The organism is Ruegeria sp. BG10 (assembly GCF_056538575.1).
Genome location: NZ_JBQFTI010000001.1, coordinates 1,938,903 through 1,953,016 on the forward strand (window position 1 = coordinate 1,938,903; position 14,114 = coordinate 1,953,016).

Annotated in this window: 14 protein-coding genes; 4 read left to right on the forward strand and 10 right to left on the reverse strand. The window is 61.4% G+C overall.

Going from position 1 to position 14,114, the window contains the following annotated elements:
* Positions 1-5: 5 nt before the first annotated feature.
* The 3 genes from ACR0D8_RS09615 to ACR0D8_RS09625 are packed head-to-tail and all read left to right on the forward strand — an operon-like array spanning position 6 to position 3,900.
* The gene (locus ACR0D8_RS09615) at positions 6-1,217 is read left to right on the forward strand and encodes an acetyl-CoA C-acetyltransferase (protein WP_480645908.1); all 1,212 of its coding nucleotides are present in this window, start codon (positions 6-8) and stop codon (positions 1,215-1,217) included.
* Positions 1,217-1,702 (forward strand): cupin domain-containing protein, encoded by a 486-nt coding sequence (locus ACR0D8_RS09620; RefSeq protein ID WP_480645909.1) that lies wholly within the window; start codon positions 1,217-1,219, stop codon positions 1,700-1,702. Before ACR0D8_RS09615 ends, ACR0D8_RS09620 begins: the two co-directional genes overlap by 1 nt.
* On the forward strand, positions 1,699-3,900 hold the full coding sequence (locus ACR0D8_RS09625; RefSeq protein ID WP_480645910.1) for a 3-hydroxyacyl-CoA dehydrogenase NAD-binding domain-containing protein: 2,202 nt from the start codon (positions 1,699-1,701) through the stop codon (positions 3,898-3,900). The genes ACR0D8_RS09620 and ACR0D8_RS09625 overlap by 4 nt, the downstream gene beginning before the upstream one ends.
* A gap of 70 nt (positions 3,901-3,970) precedes the next feature.
* On the opposite strand, the gene ACR0D8_RS09630 is transcribed toward ACR0D8_RS09625, so the two are convergent.
* From ACR0D8_RS09630 to ACR0D8_RS09640, 3 genes are all read right to left on the reverse strand, one after another.
* Positions 3,971-4,729 carry a Hint domain-containing protein gene (locus ACR0D8_RS09630; protein WP_480645911.1) on the reverse strand — a complete coding sequence of 253 codons (759 nt, stop codon included), beginning with the start codon at positions 4,727-4,729 and terminating at the stop codon, positions 3,971-3,973.
* 173 nt (positions 4,730-4,902) lie between these two features.
* A complete protein-coding gene (locus ACR0D8_RS09635) occupies positions 4,903-5,565 on the reverse strand; it encodes a sulfotransferase family 2 domain-containing protein (protein ID WP_480645912.1) in 663 nt (220 codons plus the stop codon).
* Positions 5,562-6,497: a DMT family transporter gene (locus tag ACR0D8_RS09640; RefSeq protein WP_480645913.1), complete on the reverse strand. Its 936-nt coding sequence runs from the start codon at positions 6,495-6,497 to the stop codon at positions 5,562-5,564. Before ACR0D8_RS09640 ends, ACR0D8_RS09635 begins: the two co-directional genes overlap by 4 nt.
* 150 nt (positions 6,498-6,647) lie before the next feature.
* Here ACR0D8_RS09640 and ACR0D8_RS09645 point away from each other — a divergent pair, with 150 nt between their 5' ends.
* Positions 6,648-7,664 (forward strand): hypothetical protein, encoded by a 1,017-nt coding sequence (locus ACR0D8_RS09645; protein WP_480645914.1) that lies wholly within the window; start codon positions 6,648-6,650, stop codon positions 7,662-7,664.
* Positions 7,665-7,670: 6 nt separating this feature from the next.
* Here the strand turns inward: ACR0D8_RS09645 and upp are convergent, their stop codons facing one another.
* The 7 genes from upp to ACR0D8_RS09680 form a co-directional block, all read right to left on the reverse strand.
* Positions 7,671-8,303 (reverse strand): uracil phosphoribosyltransferase, encoded by a 633-nt coding sequence (gene upp, locus ACR0D8_RS09650; RefSeq protein ID WP_480645915.1) that lies wholly within the window; start codon positions 8,301-8,303, stop codon positions 7,671-7,673.
* Complete coding sequence (locus tag ACR0D8_RS09655) at positions 8,300-9,286, reverse strand: adenosine deaminase (protein WP_480645916.1); 987 nt, start codon at positions 9,284-9,286, stop codon at positions 8,300-8,302. Before ACR0D8_RS09655 ends, upp begins: the two co-directional genes overlap by 4 nt.
* Complete coding sequence (locus tag ACR0D8_RS09660; protein ID WP_480645917.1) at positions 9,283-10,494, reverse strand: phosphopentomutase; 1,212 nt, start codon at positions 10,492-10,494, stop codon at positions 9,283-9,285. Before ACR0D8_RS09660 ends, ACR0D8_RS09655 begins: the two co-directional genes overlap by 4 nt.
* Positions 10,491-11,798 carry a thymidine phosphorylase gene (locus ACR0D8_RS09665; RefSeq protein ID WP_480645918.1) on the reverse strand — a complete coding sequence of 436 codons (1,308 nt, stop codon included), beginning with the start codon at positions 11,796-11,798 and terminating at the stop codon, positions 10,491-10,493. Before ACR0D8_RS09665 ends, ACR0D8_RS09660 begins: the two co-directional genes overlap by 4 nt.
* Positions 11,799-11,801: 3 nt before the next feature.
* Positions 11,802-12,194 carry a cytidine deaminase gene (locus ACR0D8_RS09670; protein WP_475162215.1) on the reverse strand — a complete coding sequence of 131 codons (393 nt, stop codon included), beginning with the start codon at positions 12,192-12,194 and terminating at the stop codon, positions 11,802-11,804.
* A gap of 104 nt (positions 12,195-12,298) precedes the next feature.
* Positions 12,299-13,396, reverse strand: a complete 1,098-nt coding sequence (locus ACR0D8_RS09675) for a cupin domain-containing protein (RefSeq protein WP_480645919.1) — start codon at positions 13,394-13,396, stop codon at positions 12,299-12,301.
* Entirely contained in the window at positions 13,365-14,063 is a 699-nt protein-coding gene (locus tag ACR0D8_RS09680) for a hypothetical protein (protein ID WP_480645920.1), read from the reverse strand. Before ACR0D8_RS09680 ends, ACR0D8_RS09675 begins: the two co-directional genes overlap by 32 nt.
* Positions 14,064-14,114: the final 51 nt, after the last annotated feature.

Sequence of the window (14,114 nt, forward strand, 5' to 3'; positions counted from 1 at the left end):
TACTCATGACCGAAGCTTATATCTATGACGCCCTGCGCACCCCGCGCGGCAAGGGCCGCAAGGATGGCAGCCTGCACGAGGTAACCTCGGTGCGCCTGTCCGCCCTGACCCTGAACGCAATGAAAGAGCGTAACAATCTGGAAGGCCACGCCGTCGAGGACGTGATCTGGGGCAACGTCACGCAGGTGATGGAACAAGGCGGCTGTCTGGCGCGCTCGGCTGTTCTGGCCTCGGATCTGGATGAATCGATCCCCGGTCTGGCGATCAACCGTTTCTGCGCCTCGGGCATGGAAGCCGTGAACCTGGCGGCCAACCAGGTCAAGGGCGGCGCGGGTCAGGCCTATATAGCGGGCGGCGTCGAAATGATGGGCCGCGTGGCCATGGGCAGCGACGGCGCCGCGATTGCCGTCGACCCCTCGCTGGCAATGGACACCTATTTCGTGCCGCAGGGCATTTCGGCGGACATCATCGCCACCGAATACGGGTTCGACCGCGATCAGGCCGACGCGCTGGCCGTTGAATCGCAGAAACGGGCCGCGAAGGCATGGGAAGAGAACCGGTTCGAGAAATCGGTCATCACCATCAAGGACCAGAACGGCCTGACCATTCTGGACCGTGACGAATACATGCGCCCCGGCACAGACATGCAAAGCCTCGGCGCGCTGAACCCGTCCTTTGCGATGATGGGCGAGCAGATGCCCGGCTTCGACAAGGTCGCGATGCTGAAATACCCGCATCTGGAAAAGATCAACCACATCCACCACGCGGGCAACAGCTCGGGCATCGTGGACGGTGCGGCGGCTGTTCTGATCGGCAACAAGGAATTCGGTGAGAAGTACGGCCTGAAGCCGCGGGCCCGCATCAAGGCAACCGCCAAAATCGGCACCGATCCGACCATCATGCTGACCGGCCCGGTTCCGGTGACCGAGAAGATCCTGGCCGACAATGGCATGAAGATCAGCGATCTGGACCTGTTCGAGGTCAACGAAGCCTTCGCCTCGGTCGTGCTGCGCTTTCAGCAGGCTTTCGATGTCGATCCGGCGCTGGTCAACCCCAATGGCGGGTCGATCGCGATGGGTCACCCGCTGGGCGCAACCGGTGCGATGATCATCGGCACGCTGCTGGACGAGCTTGAGCGACAGGACAAGGAAATGGGTCTGGCCACGCTCTGCATCGCGTCCGGCATGGGTGCGGCAACCATAATCGAGCGCGTCTGATGCCCAAGCTGGATCTCTCTCAGATCCCGTTTCTGGGTGGCTCGGCCTATCCCGGCAAACTGGCCGAGGCGACCGCGGGTCGCTTCGTTCAGCGCGTCGGCGATGCAGGCGGGCTGACCCAGTACGGGGTCAACATTGTCCGGCTGGAACCGCAGGGGATGTCCTCGTTGCGCCACTATCACAAGGAGCAGGATGAATTTGCCATTGTCCTCAGTGGCACCTGCACCCTGATCGATGACGATGGCGAGCACGAGATGCAGCCCGGCGACTGCGCCGCTTTTCCGGCAGGTGAGGCCAACGGCCATCACCTTGTGAACAAAACCGATGCGCCCACGACCTTTCTGGTGGTGGGCACACGGACCCCGACCGAGACCGGCTATTACAGCGACATAGACATGATGGTGAAGGATGATGAAAACGGATTCGCCTTCACCCGCAAAGACGGCAGCCCCCTGACGGCTGACCAGATTGGAGACGACGGATGACCGAGTTTACCCTGACCAAAGACGCCGACGGCGTTGCAACCATCACCTGGGACGTTCCCGGAAAGTCGATGAACGTGATGTCCTTTGACGGGCTGGCACAGCTGAACGACTGCATCGATCAGGCGCTGGCGGATGACGAAATCAAGGGTGTCATCATTACCAGTGGCAAGGAAGGGTCCTTTGCTGGCGGCATGGACCTGAACCTGCTGGCGGTTATGAAGGAAGAGGCTGGCGATGATCCGGCCAAGGGCCTGTTCGACGGCACGATGCGCATGCATGCTCTGCTGCGCAAGATCGAACTGGCCGGCATGGACGCCAAGACCAAGAAAGGCGGCAAGCCGATCGTCACCGTGCTGCCCGGCACTGCCGCAGGCATCGGCATGGAACTGCCGCTGTCCACGCACCGCATCTTTGCTGCCGAGAACCCAAAGGCCAAATTCGGTTTGCCTGAAATAATGGTCGGCATCTTCCCCGGTGCTGGCGGGACGACGCGCATGGTCCGCAAGGTCGGTGCGATTGCAGCCGCCCCGCTGTTGCTGGAAGGCAAGATGCTGGACGTCAAGAAAGCCAAGGGCGCAGGCTATATCGACGAGATCGCGTCTGACCCGATGGCTGCGGCCAAAGAATGGGTTCTGAACGCCAAGGACGCCGACCTGGTCAAGCCCTGGGATGCCAAGGGCTACAAGATGCCCGGCGGCGCCCCCTACCACCCCGCTGGTTTCATGAACTTCGTCGGTGCCTCGGCAATGGTGAACGGCAAGACCCAAGGCGCCTTCCCGGCCGCCAAGGCCCTGCTGAGCGCGGTCTACGAAGGCGCGCTGGTCGATTTCGACACCGCGCTGAAGATCGAGGCACGCTGGTTCACATCCGTTCTGATGAACCCGTCCTCGGGCGCGATGATCCGGTCGCTGTTCCTGAACAAGGAAGCGCTGGAAAAAGGCGCTGTGCGCCCGGCAGGCGTTCCAGACCAGTCGGTCAAGAAAATCGGCGTTCTGGGCGCGGGCATGATGGGTGCGGGCATCGCGCTGGTCAGCGCGCAGGCCGGGATGAAAGTGGTTCTGATCGACCGCGACCAGGCCGCTGCCGACAAGGGCAAGGCCTATACCGAAGCGTATCTGGACAAGGGCATGAAGCGCGGCAAGGTGACCGAAGAGAAAAAGGTAGCCATGCTGGGTCGGATCACCGCCACGCCGGAGCTTGAACACCTCAAGGGCTGCGACCTGATCATCGAAGCGGTGTTCGAAGACCCCGGCGTCAAGGCGGACATGACCCAGAAGGTCGAGGCAATCATTCCCGAGGACTGCATCTTTGCCTCGAACACCTCGACCCTGCCGATCACCGGTCTGGCCAAAGCCTCGTCGCGCCCAGATCAGTTCATCGGCATCCACTTCTTCTCACCAGTTGAGAAGATGTTCCTGGTTGAGATCATCAAGGGCAAGGAAACCGGTGATCGCGCGGTTGCCAAAGCGCTGGATTATGTGCGCCAGATCCGCAAAACGCCGATCGTGGTCAACGATGCGCGGTTCTTCTACTGCAACCGCTGCATTATTCCCTATATCAACGAAGGCGCGCGCATGATCACCGAGGGCGTCAGCCCCGTTCTGGTCGACAACGCCGCGCGTCAGCTGGGCTTCCCTGTCGGGCCTGTCACGCTCACTGACGAAACCTCGATCGATCTGGGCGCAAAGATTGCCCGCGCGACCAAGGCCGCGATGGGCGACGCCTATCCCGACAGCCCTTCGGACGATCTGATTTTCTGGATGGAAGAACAGGGCCGTCTGGGCCGCAAGTCCAAGGCCGGCTTCTTTGACTATGACGAGAAAGGCAAACGTCAGGGCTACTGGAAAGGTCTGCAAGCGCAGTACCCCCTGGCCGAGGACCAGCCGGATCTGATCGAAGTGCAGGAACGGCTGATGTTCGCGCAGGTGCTGGAAGCGGTTCGCGCGGTGGAAGAAGGCGTTGTCGAAGATATCCGTGAGGCCGATGTCGGTGCGATTCTGGCCTGGGGGTTTGCGCCCTGGTCGGGTGGTCCGCTCAGCTGGCTGGATATCATCGGCGCGCCTTACGCAGTGGAACGCTGCGATCAGTTGGCCGCGAAATACGGCGACCGCTTTGCCTGTCCGCCGCTGCTGCGTGAAATGGCCGAGAAAGGCCAGACCTTCTATGGCCGCTTCGACCCAGAGGTAAAAGCAGCCTGAAAATAACATCGCTGGCGCATACCCCCATGCGCCAGCGTTACCTGGGGTGTTGACCGGACCGCTGTGTCGTTCAGATCATCGCCAACGGTCGACCCGGACGCCCCGGGCGACGCGTTCCTCTGACCGGCCTGACCGGCACGATCTGATGGTCCATAATGGGTGCAGGCAGTGCGCCCAGTGAACTTGCAAGAATGGCGACATCACCGCGATTGGCTGTCAGATGGATCAACTCCGCCGCAGTTTCGGCGCTGGCGACCTCGTAAGAGACCGCATCCGACACATTGCGTGCTCCAAATCGGCCCGAGGGGCAAAACGCGCGAAACCCGCCTTCGATGAAAATCACTTCGTCCTGATCGAAGAACAGCGTGCTGACATCGAAATAGGACGCTGGCGCGTCCGGGACGATGCGGAACATCCCGCTCAGCATTCTTGCGGGCACCACAGGCAGGTTGGCCGGAAGATTGATCGGATCGCGGTCTAATCTGGTGTGATCCAAGGCAACGCCCTGCTCCGGCATCAGCCAGACCGGGCGACCGTTATACGCGGCCTGTGACGGCACACGGACAGGCAGGTTTTCAACTGTGGTTTCGTCCGCCGGGACCATGATGCAATCTGTCGAAACGCGCGAAACCTGCCGGAACCCGTTATCCAGCGTCCGCACCCTGTCACCGGGCTGAATATCCTCGACCAGCTTCCAGCCGCCACTGGTCGCGACCTTGGTCCCATGCACAATCCCACCCCGACGCGCGTTTACCGCAGCCTGCGCCGCGCCGCTGCCGCGATAACCAGGTCGCTCAGAAAAACCCGAAACACTCTCTACTTTCAACACGAACCGCACCCACCTGTAACTCGTAACAACACTTAAGGATGACTAGCACAGGATCGTCAGATGTGACTTATTTTTGACATATTTAGGCCCAATTTGCGCCGCTAAAGCCCCGAAACCAATGGAATTTCCGAACAACGCCGCGGCCAGGCCAAGTATTGGCACGCATTTGGAAACTATGCCGGATCACCGGTATCGAACGCGTATCCGAATCTGTGGATGTCCTCGGCACAGGCCTCGGCGACCGCGGCGCGGGTTTCCGGGCCGTAATACCTGCGGTAGTCGCCAATACGGTCGGACTGGTTAAGCCGTGGCAGGTCAACCCGAAACCCCAGATGCGCGAAAAGCGGCCCAGCATCCTGTTCGAAATGCTCAAGCCGGATGTAGAATTCGCATTGCTCAACCCCGTCTGCGCGGGTCATGTAACGGCGCGCCGGGTTCTGCCGGAAGGATGCCAGCGTCTGCGGATGCAGAACGAAGTCGTCAAAGCGCAACGTTTTCGCCATCGCGACGGCGGCATGATCAAAACGCTGAACGCGCAGCCAGTGGTAATAGCTTACGATCCGGTCCCACGGATTGCGCACCAGTGTAAACGCGGTCATGGATTGCAACTCGGCAAGCGACAAGACACCGTCGATATCTGCCAGCGAGGAATGCTTCCACAAACGCCCCCTGCCCGTCAGAGCCTTTGCTCGTTTGCGTCGCCTCACAGCTTTGGGCGTATCGCCGAGCAGAATGTCATCCTTCATCGCGCGATCTTCCAGAGCCAGCGACAGCGACGTGCCGCCCGTCTTGGGGATGTGGACGAAAACATACGAACGGCCGCGCGAGATAATCACGCCGCCTCCTGCCGCTCTGCCGCACGACCGGACCGCCAACCCAGCAGGGCGCCGGCCGCGGCGATTAATCCGATCCCCGCGATCTGCATGACGCCGATCGCCTGCCCCAGCGCCACCCAGGCAAAGAGCGGGCCGAAAATCATCACCGAGTATTCAAACACCGCCACATAGGAGGGCTCACCAATCTGGTAGGCCTTGATCAGCATAAACACCGCAATCGTGGACCCGACCGCCTGTACCACGATCCATGGCAGCGCGGCGTGTATTGGCCAGACCCATCCGCGCGCCACAAAACCGTCGGGTCCCTCCGGCACCGGTAACGGAAACGCCGAGAGGGCCGCCAGCCCGACGCCGCCTGCTACGCCCAGAGTTATCACCATGGCAGCCAACAGCGCGATGGTGCTTTCCTGCGCGCAATGGCTGCGCGTGATGACCGCGCCAAGCGCATAGAACATACCCCCCGCCACCGGCAGCAACGTCAGGGCATCGAACTGATACGGGTTCGGCTGCAACACAAGCAGAATCCCTGTAAATCCGATCAGCACCGCCAGAACACGCCACGGCCCGATCTGCTGACCCATGGCCACGGCCGAAATCAGCAGAACAAAGATTGGCGACGTGAAGAGGCCGGCAAGGGCCTGCGCGATTGGCATCAGCGAAAGCGAGGCAAAGTAACACAGCATCGCCAGCGTGATCAGAACGCTGCGCAGGATGACTGGGCCAACCCGTTTGGGACGGAACCCGCCCAGCCCCAACAACGACAGACCACCGATCAGTGGCAACATCAGCAGGGCGCGGCTTAGGTGGAACTGCCACAATCCGATGGAGTCCGCCAACAGGATCACCACGTTATCCACAACCCCGATGATCGCCATTGCGCAGATCATCAGCACCGATGCCAATATCGGTGAGGTCTGTGGTTTCGTCTGCATCCAGTGCCCCGGTCACAAAGTGGCGCGCGGGCTCCTAGGCAGCCGCGCATCGTGATATCCAGCACATTTTCCGAACAGGGCGCAACAGGTTTGCGCCTTTGGATTTCAGCATGCTAAGCTGAGGCAAAATAATTACGAGCATACCTCACCTTGAAGACGGCACTTAAACAGTTCCAGCGGATCGAAGCCACCGGTCTGTGGCGCCCCTCGCCCGATGTGCAACGGCGCGAGGTCGTGGTGTCGATTGGCGAGGCGACTCTGACGATCTCGGATTTCAACGAACAGGCTTTGACACATTGGTCTCTGGCCGCATTGGAACGGCAAAACCCGGGCGGCTATCCGGCGATCTTCAACCCGGACGGCGACCCAGACGAGACGCTGGAACTGGAAGAATCCGAAACCACTATGATCGAAGCCATCGACCGTCTGCAACGCGCCATCGACCGGGCGCGGCCGCATCCGGGGCGTTTGCGGTGGTTGAGCGTTGCCGGCGTTGTCGCGGCCGTTGCAGCCCTGCTGTTGCTTTGGATGCCGGCGGCATTGCAGAACCACGTCGTCTCGGTAGTCCCCGACATCAAGCGCCACGATATCGGCGATGCGATCCTGCAACGGGTCGAACGAGTGTCCGGCAGGGCCTGCTCTTCCGAAGACGCCCAGGCCGCACTGGATAAGCTGGCCACCCGCACAGGCGTGGAAGAGATCATCATCCTGCCGGCCGGGGTGCAAAGCAGCCTCAGCCTGCCCGGCGGGATCGTCTTGCTCAACCGGTCGCTGGTCGAGGATCACGAAGACCCGTCCGTCGCAGCCGGATTTATCATCGCCGAACGCGCCCGGTCCGCAAGTCAGGACCCTTTGAACGACCTGTTGGACCGCACCGGGGCCACCACCGCCTTTCGTCTGCTGACAACCGGCGAACTGACGCCCGAGATTGTCGATTCCTATACCGAACAGGTGTTGTCAGAGCCGCGCCCGTCTGTGCCTGATGAAGACCTGCTTGCGGTTTTTGCGCAGGCCGCGCTGCCATCCACGCCATATGCTTATGCAAAGGACGTCACGGGTGAGGCGGTTTTGGGTCTGATCGAGGCTGACCCGATGGCGGGCCGCCCGCTGCAACAGGTATTGCCGGACCGCGATTGGGTCCGGCTTCAGAACATTTGCGGCGAATAGACCGGGTTACTTGGTTCCGAACATCCTGTCTCCGGCATCCCCCAGACCGGGCATGATGTAACCCTTGGAATTCAGTTCGCGATCCAGCGACGCGGTAACGATTTTGACGTCTGGATGCGCCTCTTTCATGCGCTCCACACCTTCGGGAGCGGCCAGCAGGCAGAGAAAGCGGATATCGGTTGCGCCTGCCTCTTTCAGCAGATCTATCGCCGCGGCCGAGCTGTTGCCAGTGGCCAGCATCGGATCAACCGCGATCACCAGACGATCCTTCAGACCTTCGGGTGCCTTGAAATAGTACTGCACCGGCTCCAGCGTCTTTTCATCGCGATACAGACCAACAAAGCCGACGCGCGCCGACGGGATCAGCTCAAGCACCCCGTCCAGCATCCCGTTGCCCGCCCGCAGGATCGAGACCAGCGCCAGCTTCTTACCGGCCAGAATGGGCGCATCCATTTCTTCCATCGGTGTTTCGATGTGGCGGGTGGTCAGCTTCAGCTCGCGCGTGACCTCATATGCCAGCAGCAGAGTGATCTCGCGCAGCAATTGGCGGAAGCCGGCGGTCGAGGTGCCCTTGTCCCGCATGAGCGTCAGTTTGTGCTGGACCAGCGGGTGGTCAACGACGGTCAGGTGTTCGCTCATGTTCTCTCCAGTCTTTTCTTGACCCGCGCACGGGTGTCCTCATCACAAAAGGCCGCATTCAGGGCCGTGTCATTCAGGGCGGTGAAATCGTCGGCATCCCAGCCAAAGGCTTTGGCCAGCATCTCATATTCGCGCCGCATGGTGGTATGGAAAAACGGCGGGTCATCGGTAGAGACGGTGACCCTGGCACCCGCGTCGCGGAGTTTCGCAATCGGGTGGGCATCAAAATCGGGATACAGCCCGAGAACCACGTTGGAACCGGGGCAAACCTCAAGCGTGATCTCGCGGTCCACGAGTTCCCGGACAAGATCGGTATCTTCGATCGCGCGAACCCCGTGGCCAATCCGTTCGACGCCCAGATCGCGGACAGCATCCCGAACGCTTTCCGGGCCGCCGAATTCCCCCGCATGGGTGGTCAGTCGCAACCCAGCCTCGCGCGCGCAGTCAAAAGCCCATTTATAGTCGCCCTGCGCGCCCGTGCCCTCGTTGCCGCCCATGCCGAATCCGGTGATCCAGTTTCCGGCGGTTTCCGCCGCACACCGGGCGCTGATCCTTGCCTGCTCTGGCCCGAAATGGCGGACACAGGTCACGACCCCGCGCAGGGTAATGTCGAACTTGCGCTCTGCTTCTTCGGCGGCGTCCTGAATGGCGCTCAGGTAATCCCGCCACGCGGACAGATCTCCGCCGCCACAGAAATCGGGGCTCAGGAAGGTTTCGGAGTAGACAACGCCGTTTGCCGCGCTTTCTTCAAGGATCGCCAGCGTCAGGCGGCGAAAATCCTCGGGAGACTTCAACACTTCGCAGGCGGCTTCATATACGCTGAGGAAATGCGCGAAGTCGCGGAAATCATAGCTGCCGTCCGGCTTGAAAATACCGCTCAGGTCGATGCGTTTCTCATGCGCAAGTTGACGGATAAAGGCGGGCGGGGCCGCCCCTTCGTGGTGCAGATGCAGTTCGATCTTGGGCAGATCAGCAACGGTCATAGAAAGGTCCTTCCCGGTCCTTGCGCCGGAATGTTCAGATGGTGTGCGATACTGGCCGCGACATCGGCGAAATTGACGGCGCCGATCTGCCCTGCGCCCTGCCCCGCGATCAGCACCGGCACCTGTTCGCGTGTGTGATCGGTTCCGATCCAGCTGGGGTCATTCCCGTGATCAGCCGTCAGCAGCATCAGGTCGCCGGGGCGCAGTTTCTGCAGGATCACGCCAATCTCGCGGTCGAACCATTCCAACGCGCGGGCGTAGCCGCTGATGTCACGGCGGTGGCCATAAAGGCTGTCGAACTCGACGAAATTGGCGAAAGTCAGGCTGCCCTCCTCGGCCTCATCCACCAGATCAGACAGGTGCCGCATCAGCGCGTCATCCGCGCCCTTGCGCAGCGTGTCGATCCCCTGCATCGAGAAGATGTCGCCGATCTTGCCCACCGCATGCACGCGGCGCCCGGCATCCTGCGCCCAGTTGGTCAGAACCGGCGCGGGCGGCAGGATCGCGAAATCCTTGCGGTTGGTAGTGCGGGTGAAACCATCTTCCGGCGAGCCGATGAATGGTCGCGCGATGACGCGCCCCACCTTCATCCCATGCAGACGCGGGGCCAGTGTTTTGCACATGTCCAGCAGGCGGTCGAGGCCAAAGCTCTCCTCATGTGCGGCGATCTGGAACACACTGTCGGCAGAGGTGTAGCAGATCGGCCAGCCCGTGCGCATATGCTCGGCGCCAAGTTCGGCGATGATCGTCGTGCCCGAAGCGTGGCGATCCCCCAAAATGCCTTCGGTTCCCGCTGCCTCGGCGGCGGCGCGGCTCAGGTCCGACGGGAAAGAGGGCGTAGTATCGGGGAAATAGTGCCAGTCCCACGGAACCGGCAACCCGGCCAGTTCCCAGTGCCCTGACGGCGTGTCCTTGCCCGGCGAATGTTCACGCGCGCAGCCCCAGAGGCCCGTCGGATCGGCGATCAGGCCGGGCGTTTCCGCTCCCGATGCAAGCCGTGTCGCCGCCCCAAGACCCAGCGCATCCAGATTGGGCAGATGCAGGGGGCCGGATCGCCCCTCCTCTGCCCGCCCTTCGGCGCAGGTCTGCGCGATATGGGCCAGAGTATTTGCACCCGTGTCCGGGTGGTCCCCATTGAAGAACCTGTCTGCATCGGGCGCGCCGCCGATACCGACCGAGTCCATCACCACAAGAAACGCGCGGGTCACGGTGCTATCCTTTCGTGGATGAGGTCATGAACCTGAACCGCATCGGGGCTGATTTCAATGGCCCGCAGAACCGCCTCGGCCGCTTGCCGCGCCGCATCTTCGCGGGCCGCGTGGACCACTGCCAAAGGGGTGCCCTTGTCGACCCTGCCGCCCAGACGGACGATACCCGACAACCCGACCGCAGGGTCAATCACGTCATCCTCAACCTGCCGCCCACCGCCCAGGGCAACAACGGCAAGGCCCAGCGCCTCGCCATCAATCGCTGCGACGTAACCGCTGGCGGGGGCCGGAACTTCAAGGATCACACTGGCTTCGGGCAGGTAGCGGGGCCAGTCATCAACAAACTGCAACGGTCCGCCGACCGCTGCCATCATGCGTCCGAACCGCTCGGCGGCCTGCCCGTTGCGGATGACCTCGGCAACCTTGTCGCGCCCTTCTTCAACCGTGGCGAACATCCTGGCGTCGGCCAGCAGGACCCCGCCCAGTTCCGCCGAGATTTCAGCCAGAGGCGCGTCATGCTGTCCGGTCAGCACTTTCATCACCTCATCCACCTCAAGCGCGTTGCCCAGCGCCGGGGCCAGAGGCTGATGCATGTCGGTGATCACCGCCGTCGTCCGACACCCCGCCGCATTTGCGGTTTCAGTCAGCGCCGTGGCCAGACCGCGCGCGTCTTCATGGGTCTTCATAAAGGCGCCGCTGCCGACCTTGACGTCCAGCACCAGCGCATCCGGGCTGGCGGCCAGCTTCTTGGACAGGATCGATGCGGTGATCAGGTCCAGGCTTTCCACCGTCGCCGTCACATCCCGTATCGCATACAGCCGCTTGTCCGCCGGGGCGATCTGCCCTGTCGCGCCGACAATCGCGGCGCCGGTCTCGCGCAGGATCTGCGCCAGACGGTCCTGCCCGATCTGCGTGCTGACGCCGGGGATGGCTTCAAGCTTGTCCAGCGTACCTCCGGTATGACCCAGACCACGTCCCGAGATCATCGGCACGTATGCCCCCAGTTCGGCCAGCGCCGGGGCCAGCACCAGACTGACGCTGTCGCCAACGCCGCCCGTTGAATGCTTGTCGATCACCGGACCATCCACATCCCAGGTCAGGACGTCGCCGCTGTCGCGCATGGCCACCGTCAGATCGGCGCGCCCCTGCGCGCCCAAGCCACCCATACAGACGGCCATTGCAAATGCCCCGGCCTGAGCGTCACTGACACCGCCATCGGCAAGGCCCTGCGCGAACCAGCTCAGTTCCTCTCTGCCGGGGACTTCGTTGCGACGCAGTTTGGCGATGATCGAGCGTGCGTCCATGCCTTAGACGTCCTCCATATGCGATGCACCGAACGCACCGGGCAAAAGGTCACCGATGGTGGTTTCAAACTCGGCCCCGTCCACGGTGGCCAATGTCACCTTTACCTCACGTTTACCAAATTCGGCCAGCTTCTGGCGGCAACCACCACAAGGTGGCACCGGTTGCGGGGACGAGGCAACCACGTAGACCTCAGCCAGTTCCTGTTCACCCGCGGCGACCATGGCGGCGATGGCACCGGCTTCGGCACAGGTGCCCTCGGGGTAGGCCACGTTTTCAACGTTGCAGCCGGAATAGACAGTGCCACCGGTCGACCGGATCGCCGCTCCTACCTTGAAGTTGGAATAGGGCGCATAGGCTTTTTCCCGGACAGACAGGGCTGCATCTTTCAAAGTCATGGCGATTCCCCATTTTTTGATCATCTGGTCAGAATGTCATACCCTAAATGAAACGCCCCGGGGAGTTGAAGCCCCGCGCGCAAGATTCCTGAGCCAAATTTCACTTAGTCGAGGGTTGTGTTGAAGGTGCCGGGCAAGGTCACCTCAAGCAGTTCGACATCATCCGACGGATCGGCCAGCCGGGTCCGCATGCCGGGCGGGAGGACAAAGGCATCGCCCTGTTCCAGCCGGAACGGATCGCGGCCTTCACCCTCCAGCGTGACTTCACCGTTCATGACAAAGGTAAAGTGGATATCGGTGTCATGCGTGGCCCAGACCGGATCGCCCTGCCCTTTGCGTACAACCTGAACCCCGGCAACGCCTTTGGTGTTTTCGGCAATGGTCGTGTCACGGCAGACATAGCCCGGCAGACGGAACGGCCCCCATTCCGCGCCATCGGCCTGATTGTACACAAATCGCTGCCCCTGCCATTCACGATCAGGGCGGTAATGGGGCGTGGGCAGGTCCATCACATGATCAATTTCGGTAACATGCTCGGCTGGAACGCCGATCTCGATCACCTGCACATTGTCGGACGCTTCAAGCACGCGATGGCGGATTTCGGGCGGCTGGATAAAGCAATCTCCGGCGGTCAGGCGCATCTTATCACCCTGATCTTCATAGACCACGTCGACCCAACCGTGGATGCAGAAGATCAGCTGAAATCCGACCTTGTGGAAATGCACCATATCCGGCACCGGACCACCATCGGGAATGCGGATATGGCTGGCAATGATCGACCCGCCCAACCGGTCCGGCACCAGATCGCGGTAATGCATCCCGGCCCGCCCGATGATCCAAGGGGCCTGATCCTTAAGCCTGCGCACCACATAGGAATGCACGGTTTCCGGCATGACCAGCGGCGGGTTCAGTTCTTCAATCTCAACCCGTGTGCCGTTCGGGGCGACAAGACTGCGCTGACCAGCGGCGAATTCGTCCGGATTTTCGGTCAGAATCCGCAGTGTACCTGCCGCCTCAGGCGCATCCTTTTCGATGCGCAACCGCAGCCCATGGCCCGAGAAAACCGCAACGCTCGGATCGTCCGCGGGATAGATCATGTCCATCCGCATGCCCAGAACTTTGGTGTAAAACGGAATGTCGTCGCGCAGTTCCTGCGTCGGCAGGCGAATCTCAGCCCGCGTCAGATTGTGAGTGTTGGTCATCCGGCGTCTCTTCGGTCTTGGATTTTGGCCATCCGATCAGAACAGCGGCCAAAATGCCAATCGAAAAGAACATCTCAAGCGTTTCTTCCAGAACGAACAAACGCATCATCATGATCTGGGACAGCTCCGCACTGAACGCGCCGCTGAGTTCTTCCAGAACCTGAGCGACAAAAGCTGACATTCCCGCCAGAAAGAAAACCAGAAGAAACGGCGCCCTTTGCCGGAACGCCCGCCACGCGCTGGGAACGCCGTGCCAGACAAGCCCGCCCAGAACAAGCACCGCCAGAACAACCCGCACCAGCGTCATGTCCAGCACCGTGTCCAGCCCGTTCAAAATCCAGTAAGGCAGGCTGTCAGTGGCGTAAATGTCAGCTTCCAGCTCTCTTTCCGCCAACAGCAGACACACCAGACCGATATACAGCCGGGTCACCCCGGGGAACCGGTACAACGCAGCTATCCCGGCAGTGAATAGTGCCGCGGCCGAGATTGTCTCGATCGGTCCGCCTTCCTGATTGAGCCCAAATGCCTGAAGCGGCCATACCACGACGGCCGCCAGAACCAGCAGAACACCAACGATTGCTGCACGGAACGCAAATCGGTCCGTGCCAAAAGACAATTCACCGGTGGGGTAATTTTCCCCGGCCCGAAACTGATCTTTGTAGCTCATGGCAATCTTTCGTGTTCGCGGTAGGCGTTCAAAATCCGAAGTTGCGGGAAT